Source organism: Paraglaciecola sp., assembly GCF_039964565.1.
Taxonomy (GTDB): Bacteria; Pseudomonadota; Gammaproteobacteria; order Enterobacterales; family Alteromonadaceae; genus Paraglaciecola.
Genome location: NZ_JBDVXF010000011.1, coordinates 121,764 through 139,962 on the forward strand (window position 1 = coordinate 121,764; position 18,199 = coordinate 139,962).

18 protein-coding genes are annotated in these 18,199 nt (G+C 40.8%); 3 read left to right on the plus strand and 15 right to left on the minus strand.

All coding sequences use genetic code 11. The features are described from left to right. Positions 1 to 8 precede the first annotated feature (8 nt). Complete coding sequence (locus ABJK37_RS06160; RefSeq protein WP_348351173.1) at positions 9 to 2,174, minus strand: winged helix-turn-helix domain-containing protein; 2,166 nt, start codon at positions 2,172 to 2,174, stop codon at positions 9 to 11. A 197-nt stretch (positions 2,175 to 2,371) separates the two neighbouring features. Here ABJK37_RS06160 and ABJK37_RS06165 point away from each other — a divergent pair, with 197 nt between their 5' ends. Then, positions 2,372 to 3,547, plus strand: coding sequence for an alpha/beta hydrolase-fold protein (locus ABJK37_RS06165; RefSeq protein ID WP_348351175.1), 1,176 nt, complete (start codon positions 2,372 to 2,374; stop codon positions 3,545 to 3,547). A gap of 296 nt (positions 3,548 to 3,843) precedes the next feature. Here ABJK37_RS06165 and ABJK37_RS06170 read toward each other — a convergent pair whose 3' ends face one another. The 11 genes from ABJK37_RS06170 to trmJ all read right to left on the minus strand — a co-directional run bounded on the left by ABJK37_RS06170 (position 3,844) and on the right by trmJ (position 11,963). Continuing rightward, the gene (locus ABJK37_RS06170; protein WP_348351177.1) at positions 3,844 to 3,969 is read right to left on the minus strand and encodes a GIY-YIG nuclease family protein; all 126 of its coding nucleotides are present in this window, start codon (positions 3,967 to 3,969) and stop codon (positions 3,844 to 3,846) included. A gap of 468 nt (positions 3,970 to 4,437) precedes the next feature. Further along, positions 4,438 to 4,728 carry a YebG family protein gene (locus ABJK37_RS06175; protein WP_348351179.1) on the minus strand — a complete coding sequence of 97 codons (291 nt, stop codon included), beginning with the start codon at positions 4,726 to 4,728 and terminating at the stop codon, positions 4,438 to 4,440. 176 nt (positions 4,729 to 4,904) lie between these two features. Further along, positions 4,905 to 5,243, minus strand: a complete 339-nt coding sequence (gene fdx / locus ABJK37_RS06180; RefSeq protein WP_215932596.1) for an ISC system 2Fe-2S type ferredoxin — start codon at positions 5,241 to 5,243, stop codon at positions 4,905 to 4,907. Between the two features lie 35 nt (positions 5,244 to 5,278). Further along, entirely contained in the window at positions 5,279 to 7,141 is a 1,863-nt protein-coding gene (gene hscA / locus ABJK37_RS06185; RefSeq protein ID WP_348351181.1) for a Fe-S protein assembly chaperone HscA, read from the minus strand. Positions 7,142 to 7,177: 36 nt separating this feature from the next. After that, on the minus strand, positions 7,178 to 7,705 hold the full coding sequence (gene hscB / locus ABJK37_RS06190; protein ID WP_348351183.1) for a co-chaperone HscB: 528 nt from the start codon (positions 7,703 to 7,705) through the stop codon (positions 7,178 to 7,180). A 57-nt stretch (positions 7,706 to 7,762) separates the two neighbouring features. After that, positions 7,763 to 8,086: an iron-sulfur cluster assembly protein IscA gene (iscA, locus tag ABJK37_RS06195; RefSeq protein ID WP_348351185.1), complete on the minus strand. Its 324-nt coding sequence runs from the start codon at positions 8,084 to 8,086 to the stop codon at positions 7,763 to 7,765. Positions 8,087 to 8,107: 21 nt separating this feature from the next. After that, entirely contained in the window at positions 8,108 to 8,491 is a 384-nt protein-coding gene (iscU, locus tag ABJK37_RS06200; RefSeq protein ID WP_215932605.1) for a Fe-S cluster assembly scaffold IscU, read from the minus strand. Positions 8,492 to 8,573: 82 nt separating this feature from the next. Next, complete coding sequence (locus ABJK37_RS06205) at positions 8,574 to 9,797, minus strand: IscS subfamily cysteine desulfurase (protein ID WP_348351187.1); 1,224 nt, start codon at positions 9,795 to 9,797, stop codon at positions 8,574 to 8,576. An 11-nt stretch (positions 9,798 to 9,808) separates the two neighbouring features. Next, positions 9,809 to 10,297 carry a Fe-S cluster assembly transcriptional regulator IscR gene (gene iscR / locus ABJK37_RS06210; protein ID WP_215932609.1) on the minus strand — a complete coding sequence of 163 codons (489 nt, stop codon included), beginning with the start codon at positions 10,295 to 10,297 and terminating at the stop codon, positions 9,809 to 9,811. Between the two features lie 88 nt (positions 10,298 to 10,385). After that, entirely contained in the window at positions 10,386 to 11,195 is an 810-nt protein-coding gene (gene cysE / locus ABJK37_RS06215; RefSeq protein WP_348351189.1) for a serine O-acetyltransferase, read from the minus strand. A 27-nt stretch (positions 11,196 to 11,222) separates the two neighbouring features. Further along, complete coding sequence (gene trmJ / locus ABJK37_RS06220; RefSeq protein ID WP_348351191.1) at positions 11,223 to 11,963, minus strand: tRNA (cytosine(32)/uridine(32)-2'-O)-methyltransferase TrmJ; 741 nt, start codon at positions 11,961 to 11,963, stop codon at positions 11,223 to 11,225. A 266-nt stretch (positions 11,964 to 12,229) separates the two neighbouring features. Between trmJ and suhB the strand changes: the two genes are divergently transcribed. Together suhB and ABJK37_RS06230 are read left to right on the plus strand one after the other, a co-directional pair. Further along, positions 12,230 to 13,003 (plus strand): inositol-1-monophosphatase, encoded by a 774-nt coding sequence (gene suhB, locus ABJK37_RS06225; protein ID WP_215932617.1) that lies wholly within the window; start codon positions 12,230 to 12,232, stop codon positions 13,001 to 13,003. A 192-nt stretch (positions 13,004 to 13,195) separates the two neighbouring features. Further along, positions 13,196 to 13,600 (plus strand): rhodanese-like domain-containing protein, encoded by a 405-nt coding sequence (locus ABJK37_RS06230; protein ID WP_348351193.1) that lies wholly within the window; start codon positions 13,196 to 13,198, stop codon positions 13,598 to 13,600. A 72-nt stretch (positions 13,601 to 13,672) separates the two neighbouring features. Here the strand turns inward: ABJK37_RS06230 and ABJK37_RS06235 are convergent, their stop codons facing one another. The 3 genes from ABJK37_RS06235 to secF form a co-directional block, all read right to left on the minus strand. Further along, complete coding sequence (locus ABJK37_RS06235; protein ID WP_348351195.1) at positions 13,673 to 14,062, minus strand: hypothetical protein; 390 nt, start codon at positions 14,060 to 14,062, stop codon at positions 13,673 to 13,675. A gap of 67 nt (positions 14,063 to 14,129) precedes the next feature. Continuing rightward, positions 14,130 to 17,024 carry an insulinase family protein gene (locus tag ABJK37_RS06240; protein WP_348351197.1) on the minus strand — a complete coding sequence of 965 codons (2,895 nt, stop codon included), beginning with the start codon at positions 17,022 to 17,024 and terminating at the stop codon, positions 14,130 to 14,132. Between the two features lie 228 nt (positions 17,025 to 17,252). Then, positions 17,253 to 18,194, minus strand: coding sequence for a protein translocase subunit SecF (gene secF / locus ABJK37_RS06245; RefSeq protein WP_348351199.1), 942 nt, complete (start codon positions 18,192 to 18,194; stop codon positions 17,253 to 17,255). Between the last annotated feature and the right edge of the window lie 5 nt (positions 18,195 to 18,199).

Genomic DNA, 18,199 nt, shown 5'->3' on the forward strand with positions numbered 1-18,199 from the left:
ACCGATAGTCAAAGCAGGGTACGATGAATATCACCTTCTAACTTGTCCATATCACTGAGAATAATATTCCCTTTGCTTACGTCATAGCTAGAAAAGGTATTTAATCGATATTTACGTATCCCTTGGTTAATGCGTTGGTCACTACTTAATGACACTGCGTGTAAGTATTCTTGGTCGTTTTCAGTGGTCACATAATACAAAGTATTGGCGTCTATTTTTACGTGATAAAAACCTTTAGGTAAGGTGATGTGTGTGTCGGCAAACTTACGTTGCGCCTCGAACGTATCATTTTCTGAAATGAGTGAGTTAGCACGATATAATTGGTTACTATGCTGCTCAATTAAGAAAGACTGCTGGGGTTGCGCACTATCGCTAAGCCCGTAGGCCCACATCCCCTTAATTTGCTCAAGAGTCTTATCAGATAAGTTAATAATCACTAACTCTGGATTCGCATTTTTCACTGCGGTCACAGCAACTTTATCTGTAGTTAACCAGTCGATTGCAATGATAGGGCTTTGACTGCTATAAACAAGCTGGGCATCTGCAATTGAGGTAAGTGGGTGATCAACATTTAACTGCTTAATCGATAACTGGTAAACCTTATTATCCACATTCAATAAAACACTCTTATCATCAGCTGCTACAACGAGATAACCGAGCCAATGAGCCTTAGAGAAATTAGTGACAATCTTGGCTTGGTTTGTTTCGTAATCGGCTAGATAAAGCTGGCTGCGCCCGCTGCGCTTGGAAATAAATAGATACTGTTCACTGTGATGAAATAATCCGGGGTAAGTATCAGCAACAGTAGAATTATCAATACTGGCAAGGTGATTCGCAGGTGTTAACCAACGGTTATTAAGGTTTTTAATTTCGGTACTAAAGAGTATGTTTTTTCCATCTGGAAAACGCGACATCTTAGACGACAAAGCTTCTGATACACTCACCACTGCAACAGCATTATCACCGTTGAACTCACTTTTTATTATTTGTTGTGCAGGCTCAGAGGCGTAGTAATAGATTTGTTTTGAATCATGGTGCCAAATCGCTTCCGTGACTGGATTACTAAACTTTACTCCTGCGGTAATTTTGTTATTTAATAAATTTAGCGACAGTGCTTGAGTTTTGTAGTCGCTATTGGTACTCAAAATTAATAACTTGTTACCATCTGGAGAAACATCAATATTGTGATGACCCCAGCCTTTTGGCTCTGCTTGAGTGATTAAGAGCTGTTCTTTAGTCTTTAAGTTAAAAGCGTAGACTTGATTTGGCCAAAAATTTTTAGGCTGAGCACTGTAGTAAAGGGTGTGTTGCTGAGCATTATACGCAATATCTTTAATACGTTTATCAGCACAATCAAATAACTTGTGGTGCGTTTGTATTGTATAACTTGGCACCGAAAAGGCCACTTGGTACACACCACAACCATTAGGACTTTTATCGAGATACAAAAGGGTTGAGGTATTCGCTTTGCCGTCAATTAAAGCAATTAAGTCGCTTATACGTGCATCACCTGTTTCGACTTGCTTGGTTATTGAGGTGTGAATATTTTTTACCCACAGTGTATTCTGCGTACTTTTTTCATTGTTTTTAAGGTAATACAGGTGCTGATTATTTGGATGCATTTGGGCTGACTGCTCGGCACCTGCAGCACGAGTTAAGGCGACAGAATAGTGACTATCAAATTTATCTTTGTTACTGAGTGTTTGCCAAATATAAAAACCGACCAAGACCAAAAGTAAGCTAATAATGCTGTAGTTAGCGACCTTTTTGAATAACGTTTTTTTCTTTATGACTGTAAGGTTTTTATCTAGGTCTAACGGGGTTAAGCCTATGGATTGCGGTTTCACATTTTCAGGGTTTGCAAGTAAGGTAACGTCGCTTATCAAGCGATAGCCTCTTTTCGGAACTGTTTGAATATACCGAGGCCGTTTTGCATCGTCTTCCAGTACTTTACGCAAATTAGCGATCAATTTGTTGATGGCATTGTCGGTAACAATTGAGCCCGCCCACAGCTCATCCAAAATAGTCTGCCTAGAAATAATGGTATTAGGCTGTTGAACGAACAACGAGAGTAATTCGAATAGTTTATGATCTATCTCTACTTCAACTTTAGAACCTTTGTGTAATAGCCGTGATTGATCATGGTCAAGAATAAATGAACCAAATTGCTTCATAGAGAATGAGTACTAGGTTTTGAATAATGCAGTGTGGACAAGAGCTTAACACACTACTTTTTTAATTAGAAAAATATACAAATTTATCTGAATTCACCTTTTTATCATCTTTTTTCCCTTTAATTTCATTACATTCTTACACAAAAAGTTAACCCTAGTTGCACATACTGATACAACAAAAATACGAGGATTAGCTTATGTTCAAACAGTTCAGACAATTAACGTTCGTCACCATTATGTTAGTAATGATACATGCCAGTGGGGTGAAAGCTGGGATAAGAGGCAGCACTACAGTTGACGCTTTACAGTCAAAAATACTCAATGAACAGCGTGATTTACTGATACATCTACCCAACAATTATCACCAACATACTACTCGACAATACCCTGTGCTGTATTTACTCGATGGACAAAGAAATCTGCGGCATACGGCAGGCACCTTAGACTTACTCAACCAAGATAATAAAGCCCAAGAGATGATCATTGTGGCGATTAACAACACCCATCGCACCCGTGATTTCACCCCAACTTATGATCAAAGTTACAACCAATGGGGCATATCGGGTGGTGCAGATAACTTCTTAGATTTTATAGAGAAAGAACTTATCCCCTATGTGGCTAAGAACTATCGAACCAACAATTTTAAAATATTGGCTGGCCACTCTTTAGGGGGGTTATTAGCTGTATATGCTTTGCAGTCTAGGCCCCAACTATTTCAGGCTCACTTTGCTTTTAGTCCAAGCTTATGGTGGCACGATCAGGTGATTTTTAAACAGGCTGAAGACTTCTTTAGCAATATACCTGAGTTGCATAATTACCTTTACACTAATATGGGTAACGAAGACGGCGATATGCTGAGTTCTTATGAGCGCTATACGGCATTACTAAAAGCACATGCCCCCAAAGGTTTTAGATACAATGCAGACCTAGATACCTCAGAAACTCATGGCTCTACTGCATTGGCGGGGCAAGCATTAGCCTATCGCGGTTTGTACGCATCATTGCAGGCACCACAAGATGTGATTGACCAAGGTATGGCAGCGATTAAACAATTCTACAAAACACAATCTGCAGTTTACGGTTACGAAATAAAACCCAGTTACCGTGCCGTTAATAGTTTGGGCTACAAAGCATTGCAGCAAAAAGACTTCACTAGCGCCATAGCCATATTCAAGGACAATGTTAAACGCTTTCCAAACAAAGCCGATGCCTACGACAGTTTGGCAGATGGGTTTGAAGCCAATGGCCAGTTAGATAAAGCATTAGAAATGCGCGACCTCGTTATCCAAAAAAGTATTAGCGAAAATGTTGAAAATAATGCTTATAAAACACGCCGAGCTAATTTGATAAAATTGATTCAAGAACAAAAATAATAGTTCTGAGGTCGTGGGTTGTTTTGCAGGTTGATATTCTCTTTTGAGTGGAAGGCTGATATTTACATCAGTCATTCTTATGGGAATTACTCAGACATTACATTTATTGGTTAACTATGTTTGAAACAACTTATACGTCATTTTGGTCAAAACAACCTCTCCGTCATTCTTGCGAAGGCAAGGACCTCCCCAAAAGCATACAAAATCCAACCTGTTATCGTTTTCCACCAGTGATAGCATTTTTCATATCTTCTAAGCGCTCAGATTAAACCAGATTATCAAGGTTATACTGAGCGCTAAAACCCTATACCAGTCGATTTGTGTTGGTAAATACGTTTAATCAAGTTATTGGTTACAGCAATATACAAGATTGTATTGTGACGGTTTGTTATGATGTAAACACTTGGCCGTTTCATTGTCATTGAATTCCTTTTCAATTGAGCACTTAAAATACAATATTAGTTGAGAAGGATGGCTTTGCATTTAGTTTAGTGTGCTGTAGATCCTTGCCTTCGCAAGGATGACGCGGGGGGATGTTTCATATATAAAAATAAATCGCGTGTTGCGATGTTATGTTTACTCTATCCGAGTTACCTTGTTTACAGGCACATAATGACCGCCATAGATTGATTGAACCAATTCAATACTTGGTTTCTATGTTGGCTCTTGGCACAAAGTGTTCAATTAAGTCCGAAGTGTCGAGTGGCTATAATCGCAGTAAAGCCAATAATTTATAGACAAAGTCTGTATTTGGGTAATTACACTTAGCGTGACTAATGCTCGTAGAAAAAAGTCGAAACCATTAAGCTAATGGTCAAGCATACACAACAAAACTCCATAATGGTAAACCTCTACTAGAGTTAGGATTTTCAACTCAAAAAAAAAGCCAGTTAGGCTTTTTTCTTTTCAATTTTAACCACTTCAGCTTTTTCGTCACTAAGCAAAGTATCAGCCGCAGTGCCTTTAAGTAGTTTGGTTAGTGAATCTTTATTTTTAGATAACATAATAGCTAAGTCTTCTAATACATCGGCTTCTAGCTTGATGCCTTTGCCTTCTATATATTCACAAAGGTTATCAGCTACATCTAACATCTTGTCGTACTGATCCGCTTCTTTTTTATCTGCGCTCACAAACTTCTCCACCCCTTTGTGTTCAACAACATAACGTGTAATGACTGCCATAATTTGCTCTCTTTTGATTCACTTTGTTGGATAAGACTAACACAACCACTGTATATTTAAACAGTTTAAATTACAATTATTATCCAAAATAGTCTAGCTTGCAGGCAATAAAAAACCAGCTAGATGCTGGTTTTTGGTTAACGATTAAACTCTTAGGTTACTTACAGTGATAGCGATTAGTGCCCTTCACTTACCATGTTAACTGTATACTTAGGAATTTCTACTACGAGATCTTCGTCTTGAATAATCGCTTGGCAACTTAGTCTCGACTCAGGTTCAAGCCCCCATGCTTTATCTAACATGTCTTCTTCCAACTCGTCGCCCTCGTCTAGCGAATCAAAACCTTCTCGGACAATGACATGGCAAGTAGTGCAAGCACAGACTTTTTCACAGGCATGTTCAATACCGATACCATTTTTTAATGCTAGGTTTAATACAGAAGTGCCTTTTTCACCTTCTAAAACAGCGCCGTCTGGACACAACTCATCATGGGGTAAAAAGATTACTTGTGGCATAGCTCAATTCCTATTATTCAGTATTATGATTCGGTTTAAATACGATCAACCGATTGCCCAGAAAACGCACTTTTAATGGATTGATCCATGCGCTTTTGAGCAAAGGCTTCGCTTAGTTTGTCTACTTGTTCAATAGCAGTTTTAATCGCTTCTTTGTCTGTGCCTTTAGCCAACTCGTTTAACTTAGTTAAACCACCTACTATCGTTTGAATTTCAGTTGGTTCAAGTAGAGTCGCGCCATCGGCATCTAAGGCTGCTTGTAGGTTTTCTTGCACTCTGGCGGCTTCAACTTGCTGCTCCTTAAGCATGCGCGCCTGCATATCTTCTTCGGCGTTATCCATTGACGCTTTGAGCATTTCGGCTATTTCGCTATCTTCCAATCCGTAAGAAGGTTTAACCTGTATTTGCGCTTGCACCCCGGTAGACTTTTCCATGGCACTTACGTTTAATAATCCGTCAGCATCTACTTGGAAAGTGACGCGAATATGAGCAGCGCCAGCCGCCATAGGTGGTATGCCTTGTAGCGCGAACTTTGCTAAGGAGCGACAGTCGTTAACCAACTCTCTTTCGCCCTGCACCACATGCACCATCATGGCGGTTTGACCATCTTTGAAAGTGGTAAATTCTTGGGCTTTGGCCACCGGAATAGTGGTATTGCGATGGATCACTTTTTCTGTCAAGCCTCCCATGGTCTCAATACCTAGCGATAACGGCAATACGTCTAGCAATAACATGTCACTTTCGGGTTTGTTACCCACTAAGATATCAGCTTGAATCGCAGCTCCCACCGCGACAACTTTATCAGGGTCAATTGAAGTTAAAGGTGTACGCCCAAAAAATTCACCTACTTGTTGGCAAACTAACGGCACTCGGGTCGATCCACCCACCATCACTACTTCAATGACTTGCTCTTTTTCAAGCCCTGCGTCTTTTAAGGCTCGCTTGCACGCTCTCAAGGTGTTTTTAACTAAAGGCGCAATTAAGGACTCAAATTTTTCTACAGAGATAATGACTGAATGCTGCTGACCGCTATCGTCTTCAAATTCCACTGTACAAGCGGATTCGCGACTTAAAATTTCTTTGGCTTCTTTGGCTTTGTCTAAAAGAGTACGGTGTAAACTTTTCGACAAATCTCCATTTAGTTCGCTATTTTCACGAATAAACCCAACCAGTAATGCGTCAAAGTCGTCCCCACCGAGAGCTGAATTACCTCCGGTAGACAACACTTCAAACACCCCTTTACTAAGCCGTAAAACAGATATATCGAAGGTACCTCCACCTAAATCATAAACAGCAATCACGCCTTCTTGTCCTGAATCCAAACCATAAGCAACAGCGGCTGCTGTAGGCTCATTCAACAAACGCAACACTTTCAATCCAGCCAATGCAGCGGCATCTTTCGTTCCTTGGCGCTGTGCATCATCAAAATACGCTGGGACAGTCACAACAGCGCCTTGTAACTCATCACCTAAAGTTTGTTCGGCTCGCGTTTTAAGTTCAGCTAAGATTGTTGCTGATACTTGCACTGGGTTGACGTCACCTGAAGTAACAGTCATCACTGGCGACTGAGACTGGGTAAATTGGTAAGGTAAATTCGGGTAGGTGGTTTGAATATCCGCAACTGAGCGGCCTAAAAATCGTTTAACTGAAACAATAGTATTGCTAGGGTCTAGGCTTGCTTGCTGTTTAGCATCATAACCTACCACTTCAGAGTCGGCTAAATATCTCACAACTGAGGGTAATAAATGCCGACCTTGAGAGTCAGGTAGGGTGAGAGCCTCACCACTTCGTACCGAAGCTACTAAAGAATTGGTCGTACCTAAGTCTATTCCAACTGCTAATTTACGTTGATGTGGAGCGGCGCTTTGACCGGGTTCAGATATTTGCAGTAATGCCATGTCTAATTCGTTTCTTTATAGTTGCAATGAATAAGGTTAGAAGTCACTCAACGCGTCTTCTTTAAGTTCAATCTCAGCTAACATCTTGTATAAAAATTTAAGCTGGCGAATGATATCCGCAGCTTTTTCATTGGCACCAAGTTGCTCACTTTCAAGATTTTCTCTCAACCGAGCTAAGTCATGTTTAACGCTTTGTTGAATTTCATGTTCCAAACTTGATAACGCACTTAGAGGGTCAGCCTGCTCATCTATTTCAGCCAACTCTTCACGCCATTCCATTTGTTGCATCAAAAAGGCAGTATCTTTGATGGTTTGTTGTTCATGTTGTAAATCAATACCGCGCAAACTCAACAAATATTCAGCTCTAGATAAAGGGAATTTGAGCACCGAGTATGCTTCATTGACTTGGGCATTTTTTTGAAGTGCCACTAACTTTTGCTGCTCACTACCGCTAGCAAATTTATCTGGATGGGTTAAGCGCTGAAGTTGTTGATAAGTTTGTGGCAACACAGACAAATCTACATCAAATGACACAGGGATTTTAAAAAGTTCGAAATAATTCATCTGATTTAACTTAGGTTTGCTGTATTTTAACTGAAGAGTTGAATAACAAAAATAGCACTAAACGTTGAAGCTTTCGCCACAACCACATTCGCCATTGGCGTTTGGGTTGGTAAACTGAAAACCTTCATTTAAGCCTTCTTTCGCAAAGTCTAAATGGGTGCCATCGAGGTACACTAAGCTTTTACCGTCAACAATAATTTTCACACCGTTATCTTCAAACAATTTATCGTCGGCATTCACCTCGTCAACAAATTCAAGTACATACGCTAAACCAGAGCAGCCTGTGGTTTTGACACCTAGACGCAGCCCTATACCCGAACCTCTATTTTCAAGAAAGGTTTTGGCTCGTTGTGCTGCGGTGTCGGATACGGTAATTGCCACTGACTACTCCTACTTTAACTCTTACTTAGTTTGACGACTTTTATAATCTTCTACTGCTGCTTTAATGGCATCTTCAGCCAAAATAGAGCAGTGAATTTTTACTGGTGGTAACGCTAATTCTTCCGCTATATCCATATTGCTAATGGCTGTTGCTTCATCGATAGACTTACCTTTAACCCATTCAGTTACCAATGAGCTAGAGGCAATCGCCGACCCACAACCGTAGGTCTTAAACTTCGCATCTTCAATAATGCCATCTGCATCGATTTTAAGTTGCAATTTCATTACGTCTCCACATGCCGGTGCGCCAACCATTCCTGTTGCTACGCTAGGATCGTTTTTATCAAAACCACCTACGTTACGTGGATTTTCGTAGTGGTCGATTACTTTCTCGCTGTAAGCCATGATCTTTTACCTTTAGTTATGTGCTGCTAAGTTTGTTTCCACAGCACATTAATATTAATTCAGCAATTTATTGCTTGAGAACTCAGTGATGAGCCCATTCTACTGTGCTTAAATCTATACCTTCTTTGTACATATCCCAAAGTGGCGACATGTCACGTAACTTTTCAATTGCGTTACGGATGACATCAATTACATAATCAATTTCTGCTTCAGTGGTAAAACGCCCCATGGTGAAACGAATTGAACTGTGAGCTAGTTCGTCATTCAAGCCTAATGCACGCAGTACATAGGAAGGCTCTAGACTAGCAGAGGTACAAGCCGAGCCAGACGATACTGCCATATCTTTTAGCGCCATAATCAAAGACTCACCTTCAACATAAGCAAAACTTACATTTAGGTTACCAGCGATTCGGCTGTCCATATCACCATTTAGGTAAACAGCTTCCATATCTTTGATGCCGTTCCATAATTTATTACGTAGCATCATCAAACGTTCATTTTCAGCAGCCATTTCTTCTTTGGCGATTCTAAATGCTTCGCCCATACCTACAATTTGGTGAGTCGCCATAGTACCAGAGCGCATGCCACGCTCATGACCGCCACCGTGCATTTGTGCTTCAAGACGGATCCGCGGTTTACGACGTACATACAATGCACCTATACCCTTTGGCCCATAAGTTTTATGAGCAGAAAACGACATCAAGTCGACTTTCATAGTTTGTAAATCGATTGGCACTTTGCCGGTGCTTTGAGCCGCATCTACGTGGAATAAAATCTTGCGTTCACGGCACATTTCACCGATAGCAGCGATATCTTGGATCACACCAATTTCATTGTTGACGTGCATAACACTGATCAAGATAGTATCCGGACGAATAGCCGCACTTAATTTTTCTAAGTCAACCAAACCATTTGGTTCAGGATCAAGATAGGTAACTTCAAATCCTTCACGCTCTAGCTGACGCATAGTATCTAAAACTGCTTTATGCTCAGTTTTGATAGTAATAAGGTGCTTGTTTTTCTTACCGTAAAAATTCGCCGCGCCTTTGATAGCTAAGTTATTTGACTCAGTCGCGCCAGACGTAAATACAATCTCTCTTGGATCCGCATTGACCAAATCAGCAATTTGATTACGAGCAATATCAACCGCTTCTTCAGCAACCCATCCAAATTTGTGAGAACGAGAAGCGGGGTTACCGAATACACCTTCAGTCGTTAAACAGTCGGCCATTTTGGCTGCGACACGGGGATCTACCGGTGTTGTTGAAGAATAATCCAGATAGATCGGAAGCTTTAATTCGCTCATTTGTTACTCCACTAAAGCTGCAAGCTAATACTGATGTCGTTTGCAGCTATTTGATTATGATGTTTATGTTTGTCTTGTCTTTCTGCTACTTGCTTCACGTCATGTTGAAGCATTAATTCACCTAATGTAATACCGTCCAGAAATACGCTAATTCTATCGCTTAGTCCTTCCCACAAGTTATGGGTTAAACAACGTTCACCGCCTTGGCAACCACCTTGACCTTGACACTTAGTTGCATCAACAGATTCATTTACGGCTCGAATTACCTCACCGATAGATATTTCAGACGCTTCACGGCCCAATTTATATCCACCACCAGGACCACGTACACTATCGACTAATTGTTCTCTACGTAAACGTGAAAACAATTGCTCAAGATATGACAAAGAAATTTCTTGGCGCTCGGATATATCAGCTAAAGACACAGGTCCACGTTGTGAATGTAACGACACGTCTAACATCGCTGTTACCGCGTAACGACCTTTAGATGTCAATTTCATAGTAATCTATCCCCTACCAAACTTGAGTCGAATTTTCACATACCCGACTAATTTAGTCAAGTATTTAACCTAGTGTTTTAGTCGGGTATTATATCTGAGGGTCAAAGGCATCACAGGCCTTTTTTATATCGCTAGCTAATTCGTTATCCGCGAAATCATCTAGCTCTAAAGTTGGGAGTGATTTACCACAGACATCTCCCCCCATCTTATTGATGGCTTTGCACATTTCCTCTACTTTGGTATCAACCAAATGTACGTGATCTACCATCACACCTATAGCATGAGCGATGGGATCAGGGTTATCAGTCGCTACCGCATAGGCATCAAAACCATATTTTTTTGCAATTCTTTCTCTATCACCATTAGTCGGTGCTTCAGGTTTGGTTTGTTGTACAACAACCCGACCGGGGATCCCTATAACAGTGGCATTTGCTGGTACATCACGTACTACTACTGAATTGGAGCCCACTTTTGCACCTTTATGCATAGTGATCGGTCCTAATACTTTAGCACCAGCGCCCACTACTACATTATCTTCCAAAGTAGGATGCCGCTTACCTGCATTCCATCTAGTTCCCCCAAGGGTTACACCATGATACAGGGTCACATCGTCACCAATTTCAGCGGTTTCGCCAATCACCACCCCCATACCATGATCGATAAAAAAGCGTCGTCCAAGTGTGGCTCCGGGATGAATTTCAACTCCAGTTAACCAGCGAGAAAAAGTTGAAATAGAACGCGCTAACCATTTCCAATTCGCATTCCACAGTTTATGACTAAGGCGATGGATCCAAATGGCGTGTAAACCGGGATAATTAGTGAGTATTTCAAAGGTATTACGTGCCGCAGGGTCACGATGAAAAACACTTTTTATATCTTCTCTTATTCTGCTGAACATTTCTTATCCCAAACTAAGGCTATTAGTCTACTTTTCTCGATTTTTAAAGACTTTATCTACCGATGACAAAATGCCACGTAATATGTTCAATTCTGCAGTTTCAGGGCGAGCGCGATTGTACAAGCGACGTAACTTAGTCATTACCATACCCGGATGATTGGCAATGATGAAATTCGTTTTAATAAGGGTTTGTTCCAAATGACTATAAAAACCTTCTAGATCTTGAGACAAAGGGTACTCTGCATCTTCAGGATTGTTATCAGGAAATGAATTTCGAGTGACATTCAAATAAGCCATACGCACTTCGTAACACAAAGTTTGTACAGCAGCAGCTAAGTTTAGCGAGCTATAGTCAGGATTAGCGGGAATGCATACGTGAAAATGGCACTGTTGTAACTCATCATTGCTTAGGCCGTTGTTTTCACGTCCAAAAACTAAGGCAACAGGGTACTTAGAGACTTCATTAATTAACTTCTCACCACATCCACGAGGTTCTAACATTGGCCAGGATAACGTCCGAGAACGGGCGCTCGTGCCAATCACTAGACCACAATCGGCCACTGCTTCAGCCAAAGTAGCAACCGTTTTAGCACTTGCTAACACATCACCTGCCCCAGCAGCTAACGCACTGGACTTACCATCCGGTGGTGCAACGGGATCAACTAAAATCAACTGACTCAATCCCATCGTTTTCATGGCCCGAGCTGCAGAGCCGATGTTGCCAGTGTGGGAAGTATTAACCAACACTATGCGAATATTATCTAACATGATGAACCGTATCTTTATTTCGTTAGCCAATTAAAGGGCGCGGATAATAACATATCCCCATAACACCTCAAAACGTACATTTCACAAAAATGAACTGACTTAAAGGGATAAAATATGTTGTCCTCAGTGATATTCCGATTGCTTAATTTAGCTATTTTGTTAAACTGCGCGGCGATTTTTTGTTCAGAAAAATGGTATTGCTTTAATACAGGTATTTATTGTTTGCTGGACTATATTTAATGTTCTTTTAAAATTGGTGGTTAACTATGCATCCTATGCTGAATATAGCGATCCGTGCTGCACGGACTGCGGGCAACATTATTGCTAAAGGGTTTGAAAATCAGGCTGAATTGCAAATTGAAGCAAAAGGCGACAACGACTACGTAACACGTGTCGATAAAGAAGCCGAACAGGCAATTATTCACAAAATTAAACAATCTTACCCAGAACACAGTTTTGTGGGCGAAGAAGGCGGCGTAGTTGAAGGTGACAACGATTTTAAATGGATAATTGATCCCTTAGACGGCACCACTAATTTTATTAAAGGCATTCCTCATTTTGCCGTCTCAATTGCCTTGATGCACAAAGGTCGCCTCGACCAAGGCGTAGTTTTTGATCCTATCCGTGGTGAACTATTCACAGCAAGTAGAGGAGCCGGAGCTCAGTTAAATGGTTTCCGAATTCGTACCAGTAAAGCCAAAGAATTGAGTCAAACTATTCTAGCCACCTCTTTTCCTTTTAAAAACAAAACCAGTTTACCTAAGTACCAAGAAGGTTTTAATAAGATCTTTATGCAAGCAGGCGATATTCGTCGTAGTGGCTCTGCAGCATTGGATTTAGCTTACGTCGCAGCGGGTCGATATGATGGCTACTGGGAGAGTGGTCTTAAACCTTGGGATATTGCTGCTGGTGAATTATTGGTACGTGAGTCTGGTGGTCTAGTAACAGACTTTGCGGGTGGTAATGACCCGATGCAAAGAGGTGATATTGTTGCCGGTAGCCCTAAAGTCGTACAGATATTAGTTAAACAACTAAAGTAACTAATTAAATAGAGTCAAAAGGCGAGCATTTGCTCGCTTTTTTTGTGCCTAACATTTTTTGCCTTGCAGATATTAACCATCCTGTCTTGTTATTATCGATAATTGACCGGCCTACCACCAGCCAAACATTTCTGATTAACGCACACTAGAGCCTGCAATTTACTCAAAATCGAAACCAAGTAAGGAAATTTTATGTCTTCAGTTGTATCACGAGTTACCGCCGCTCCAAGCTCACAAGCTTTAGCTCATTTTCAAAAACTACTGCAATTCGAAACCGATTGTTGGGACGTACATTTTGCAATTAGCAATAATCGTCAAGACTTTGTGTTGGTAGATGTGAGAAGCGAATTGTTATTTGGACAAAGTCATATTGAGCAAGCCATCAATATTCCACATAAGAAACTCACAGTAGACACGTTGAAAGCTTACCCGGACGATACATTGTTTGTAGTGTATTGCGCAGGTCCCCATTGCAACGGCACAGAAAAAGGTGCAATTAAGTTAGCTGAACTAGGCCGCCCTGTAAAAAAAATGATTGGCGGTATTACCGGTTGGATAGATGAGGGCTTGCCTTTGGTTACGGCAAATCAACCGTAACACGGGCGCCAATGCTCAAGTGTTAACGAGGCATTGAAATTTAATTGGCGTAAATCGGCGACCTCTTGGAGATTAATTTTCTGTCGAGGTCGTCTTTTGCTCGTTTTTGGTATCGACTTTAATGTACATATCTTCGTAATATTCAGGTGGGTAACACTGCTGTTGCCCCCCTTGCACATTTTCACACATCGACGTTTTACTATTAGCGCTTTCTGCAACAAGCGACTCATTGTCCGATTGAGTGTCGCGAGATTTGATTGCATCAGTTACGAGTTGTTTGATGAACTTAGCATCATGTTTAATGCCTTCAGTTGTAAAGATAAGTTGGTTCTGACTAGCGTTATCATCTCTGTCATCGGCTCTAGCAGAAGACAGCGCGAGGTCGGTAGCAAATCCCAAAACGGTACAACCATTTGCTGTTAAAACCAAACTACATAACAGAGTAACTTCAACCAATTTCATATATATCTCAATGTTTGAATCACAAAGCCTCACTCCTAATATTTGCGCGTCAATCCTAAATTATTGTCTATTTAAGTTGTTGATGGAAGCTATCGATATCTTCGACTTTAATGGCTCCCTTGGGTTCAATAAAATCTCTATCGGCAAATTTGGTACCTCGCATTTGTATGAGAACACGACCAAAATCCTTACCACCTTGTATTCGTTGATACAGATTTATTACGTCGCCTAAAGTCGTTTTTTCTATGGCGGCGATAAGCTTATCTTGACTATCAAAACTCCAGCGTTGATCACGCCAATCGCCGGTGAATTCTCCCATTTCTTCAGACAAGTTTTTGGCCGGCTGATTCAGCGTAATTAGGATACTATTTTTGGTTGTCGCAAATTCTTCTGGCGTAACAGCAGCTAACTGCTGAGAAAACTGTTTGCGGAATAACGCGATCCGCTCATTCACTTCTGCTAATCCTTTAGCTGGAGACTGAATATAATAGGCCACTAACATCTGCTCTCTAAAGGTTTGACCAAAAAAACCTACTGCGTAAGCCAGTTGTTCTTCTGTCCTTATTTGCTTAAACAAAGCAGGCCGTATAATTTGTGATAACACTCTAGCGGCAGCTAGGTCAGCATCATTTCGAGGGGCCAAGTGGGCATCAATCAAACCTATATCAGTCATTGCTACGTCTTCTTGCCAGTTATAGGTAGTGCCGGGAGCGACTACCAATAGTGGAGTTTGATAGACATCAGCTATTTCTCGGTCTTCGGGAAGACGCTTCAAAACCAAGTTAGACATTTCGAGTACTTGCTGTTCAGAGTAATTCCCAAAAGCAAACACTCTCAAGTTCCCCTGTTTTAGCAGTTGGTCTCTAAATAGCTTAATATCAGCGGGTACGATTGCATCGACTTCAGCGAGCAAAGCTTCATCACTAAATGCATCTAACTTCGATACTTGGCTAAATTTAGGAAATAACTGATTAAGAAGAATCTGACGTTTACTGCTTTCAATATCTGACTTAAAACTCGCTTTGAGGTTAGCTAATTCACTCTCACTAATGTCTAAGTTCAATATTTGATTCAATGCTCGCGTTATTAGTAAGCCTTGTTTATCCGTAAAACCACTGGTGGTTAGCGACAAGCCGTTCGACAAACTAGTGTTTAATCCCATACCTGCAGCCCCCGCTTCGGATTGCAGCTCTGTTAGTTTTTGCCCTAACCCTCTGCCTAATAAACTGGCTAAAACATGATTCTTCGCAGTTGTTTTGGTTAATCCAGTATTTAGGTCAAGGGTCAGCCTCCCCTTTGGCTGTTGAAATAAAGCTGAATGACCTAAGTGAACAGAGTGACCTTTTTCTGCCACAAGTTGCTGAGGTTTATCAGTATATTTCGCATCCACTAATTCAAAGCTATCAGGCATCAGACTGTTGGCTCTTGGCAGCGTCAATGCAAACTGCTGCGACAATTTTTGCCACTTATGCTCTAATTCTGAGTTGATATCATGCACGCTGTATTTCCCAGCAAAGTACTGCATATCTTGATCGCCTTGCTGCTGTTTATCTATGTAGAAGATGCGAGCATTGTCCAAAATGAGCTGGTCGAGTACGTCTTGGATAACTGCTGGATTGAAACGCTGGTACTCATAAGCGCTGCTTAAAACATACTCCGCCGGAATATGCTGCAGATTGGCGGCAATTTTCATGGCATAACTGTAGTCATTGGTTTTTTCTTTAAAACGAAAACTATTACTAAGGGATTGTTTGATTTCTGTGAAGTAGCGAGGATTTACCCCATCTTGGCGTAACAAAGCTAAATATTTAACAACTGCGCCCATCACCTTATCGCGATTTTGTACACCCGTTTCAGTTAAGTCGATATACAAAGTAAAACTACCAGCATTACCATATTCGTTGGCATCAAAGTTTGAATATACTGCTTCACTTAAACCTTGATCCCTTAAAACCGATGCTAAAGTGCCTGGCATTTCGTTGGCAAGCAAATAATTCACATAACCATTGGGTTTAACCGCAAATTGCTGAGCATTGTTTTTAATGACAAAATTAATTCGTACCTGTTTCATGTCAGTCTGTGGAATGTAATGCACAACTTTCTTTAAATGCTCAGGTTTAGCGACCGAAACTGTCATTTGAGGTCTAGGAGTATTTTTGTTAGGGATCTTGCTAAAGTGTGCTTGAGCGAGTTTTTTCATTTCTTCGATAGGTAAATGACTCACCATTGCTGCTTTCATTAAGTTGGCAGAATAATATTTGTTGTACATCGTCTCTAATGCAGTTTGCAACTTGTTGTTTTCTTTATCTACTAGGGAGTCTAAATTTCCCCAGTTAAACTGTGAAATAGGGTGTTCGGGATTTAAGGTTGTACCATTGAGTTGTTGTAAAATCACCCAGTCGTTGGGGCTTTTCATGGTCCATTCTGAATGCACTGCATTTCGCTCTTTATCCGCATAATTTTCATCTAAAATGGCTTCATAGAAAAAGCCACTAAAACGCGATAAAGCTTCATCATAAGCATCGTTATTAACTGCCACCATATAGTTAGTATGATCAAGCTCAGTATAGGCGTTTTGACTACCGCCATTGCGACTTATAAACTCGCTATAATCGCCCACATTTGGATAACTAGTGGTACCTAAAAACAGCATATGCTCTAAGTAATGTGCCAAGCCACCAAACTCTTTAGGCTCTTGTAATGACCCCACGGCAACACTCAGAGCGGCGGCTGATTTTTCAATACTAGGATCTGATACCAACATCACCTCAAGTTGGTTATCTAATACAATTGAGGCATATTCTCGATTATCGATAGGACTTTTTACAATTTCACTTTGGGGATCGGGTTGTGTCGACATGACCACAGACTTTCCAGAGTCAGTTGAACCACAAGCATTAAGCAATATAATCGCGCTGATCCATAAAGCCCCTGCAAACTGGCGTCGAGACGTTGAAGTCATAAAAATTCCTGATGTTATAATTTAAAAAATCTCATGCCGTGGAATATACCCTATTTACGTTCACGAGTGGTTATAAAGACTGTTAGAAAGTGTGTTTTAAAAGAGGATATTATCGACCACCCAATACAACAAAAGCGCAGAACAAAGAACACCAATGATATAGTGTTTTTGAACTGCGCCTTAGAGCATATGGTTTTTGTATGATTAAATAGTTTGAACCAAAGTAACCTACATTACCGCGTCTTGATCCGCCCCTTCTTTTTCAATTTCAGTAGGCATCAAATCTTCTTTACTGATACCTAGCGTCAGAGCCACTAAGCTTGCCACATAAATTGAAGAATAGGTGCCTATTATTACCCCAAACAGCAACGCTGTCGCAAAACCATGAATAGTTGCACCGCCAACAAAAAACAAAGCCAGTAAAACTAAAATAGTCGTCAAAGAGGTAATGATGGTTCGGTTCAAGGTTTGAGTAAGAGAAATATTAATAATTTCTTCGGAATCACCTTTACGAATTTTTCGGAAGTTTTCACGAATTCTGTCACAAACCACTATTGTATCGTTCAATGAATAACCAATCACTGCTAATACAGCCGCCAAAACGGTTAAATCAAACTCTAACTGTAAGATTGAAAATAATCCCAAAGTGATGATTACATCATGAGTCAGCGCTGCTACCGAACCTAATGCAAAGCGCCATTCAAAACGCAGTGCTACATAGATAAGGATACAAATTAGCGCCACCAACATCGCCAATCCGCCTTGTTCGGTAAGTTCATCGCCAACACTGGAGCTCACAAAAGAACTGCCACGCATTTCTGCACTGCTATCAGCTTCTTGTAACACCTTAATTGCCGCATCACCTAATTCAGAAGGTTTCACCCCTTCTCGAGAAGCGAGGCGGATCAATACGTCTTGGCTACTACCAAAATTTTGAACCACGGCATCTTTAAAATCCGACGCTTCAAGTTGTTTACGGATCTGTTCTAAATCAGCGGTATTTGCGTAACCCACTTCAATTTGAGTACCACCTGTAAAATCTAGTCCCCAATTCAATTGATTAATTGCCAATGACGTCAGTGAACCTACCAATAGCAACACCGACAATATAGCTGCTGGTTTTCTCAACGTCATAAAGGCGACGGTTTCTTTCATGTTTAATATTTGCATGTTGG